This is a genomic window from Streptomyces colwelliae, assembly GCF_048158785.1.
Classification (GTDB): Bacteria; Actinomycetota; Actinomycetes; order Streptomycetales; family Streptomycetaceae; genus Streptomyces.
Genome location: NZ_JBLTJC010001027.1, coordinates 1 through 402, shown reverse-complemented (window position 1 = coordinate 402; position 402 = coordinate 1). Strand labels below are relative to the sequence as shown.

The 402-nt window shown below is 68.7% G+C and carries 1 protein-coding gene; it reads left to right on the top strand.

Annotated features, from left to right (window positions below):
• Nucleotides 1-8: 8 nt before the first annotated feature.
• A partial coding sequence (locus tag ACNFOC_RS55670; RefSeq protein ID WP_416966483.1) for a PhzF family phenazine biosynthesis protein occupies nucleotides 9-402 on the top strand: 394 nt, incomplete at its 3' end.

The window sequence follows — 402 nt, the reverse complement described above, 5'->3', positions numbered from 1 at the left end:
ATTCCCCCGTGACTGACTACGACGTACTGCGTGTCTTCTGCGGTCCCAGCGGCGGATACGGCAACGAACTCGGCGTCGTCCGCGAGGGTTCCGTCATGCCGGACCTGGACGAGCGACAGGAGTTCGCCGGGAAACTCGGCTTCAGCGAGACGGTGTTCGTCGACGACCCCGAGCGCGGAGTCATCGACATCTACACCCCGACCACCCGCCTGCCCTTCGCCGGCCACCCCTGCGTCGGCGCGGCCTGGCTCCTGGACATACCCGAACTGGTCACCCCCGCAGGCGTTGTGGGCGCCCGCCTAGACGGCGAGTTCAGCTGGATCGAGGCCCTCCCGGAGTGGGCGGAGCAGGCTCCGCTGGAGTTCGCGGGAACGGGTGTGCTCGGCGTCGTAGAGCCGCGCT